We start from the raw sequence: 1,073 nt of genomic DNA, 5'->3' as shown, positions 1-1,073 counted from the left end.
CCCTGCTGTAGTGGAAATAAATTGTTCCACTGGCTGTGGTCATACTTGTTCTCTTACCTTGATGTACCCCCTAATAACAATGAAAAGTAAAAAATATTAAACTGCTTTTTAAACTCCCAATCCACTACCAAACGCAATTATTAGCAACATATTAGAAATAATATTTATAGTCAAATAAAAAATTAATGCACCAATATGCCTATTTAATCTTACACTAATAAATTTAGGATATATTCCAAATACTATCATTATAAATTCAAAAATTATCAAGATTAATTCAATGTAATTTGACATCTCTATGGTATCTACTAAAATAATATTTCTCAAATAACTTGTTAATAATTCAGCAAATGCAAAAGGTAATAATATTTCGTGGATTACCATTAAGAAACCTCCATTATCAATAAATAATTTTTTTATATGGCTTTAATAGAATGATTCATTATTGGATTATAAAGTTTAATTCCACAAGAAATCATTTTTTGATCCCATGGGTCATCAAAGTTTGAAAACACAAATTTCCAACTAGATGTCCCCGCTCTAAGTTGAGCATATCCAGCTCCTAATAGTAACACCGTTTCACTAAAACCAACAGCTGTTCCTACAAAACCATAATGAATATTACCTAAATCTGCACCAGTTACTATTTTACCCATAAATTTATAATGCCCTTTTAAAGTTTGTTTTAAATCCCATGGTTGTTTATTTGCTACTAAGTTTTTGAACCATGATAATCTTTCCCCATAGCTTAATTTTTTTGCCATATTTCTTGCATACTCAGCATTTAATTTCATATAGTTTATAAAATCTGTAGTAATATCAGTTCCTGTTTTAAAATTAGGACGTACTAAAATAGAAGCATGTCCACTAGGATCGAAATATATAACAGGATTACTATGAGAATAATTATATTGGTTCAAACTCTTTGGCTCATCTTCAAACCCATGGAAAGTATCCCTTGTTATAAACCTTCCAACATTTGCATCGTAGTATCTTGCCATCAAGTAGTAAAGTCCTGTTGCTTCATCATACCTGTATCCTGCATATCTTAATGGGTTAGCTGATGCCATTGC

The 1,073-nt window shown here is 30.1% G+C and carries 2 protein-coding genes; both read right to left on the bottom strand.

Annotated elements, in window-relative coordinates; translation table 11 throughout:
• Positions 1-108 precede the first annotated feature (108 nt).
• Positions 109-384: a hypothetical protein gene (locus Q428_RS14085; protein ID WP_035382060.1), complete on the bottom strand. Its 276-nt coding sequence runs from the start codon at positions 382-384 to the stop codon at positions 109-111.
• Positions 385-416: 32 nt separating this feature from the next.
• A partial coding sequence (locus tag Q428_RS14080) for an RHS repeat-associated core domain-containing protein (protein ID WP_035382058.1) occupies positions 417-1,073 on the bottom strand: 657 nt, incomplete at its 5' end.

This window comes from Fervidicella metallireducens AeB (assembly GCF_000601455.1).
Taxonomy (GTDB): Bacteria; Bacillota; Clostridia; order Clostridiales; family Caloramatoraceae; genus Fervidicella; species Fervidicella metallireducens.
Note: the sequence above shows the minus strand (reverse complement) of the source record. Positions and strands in the feature narration are given on the sequence as shown.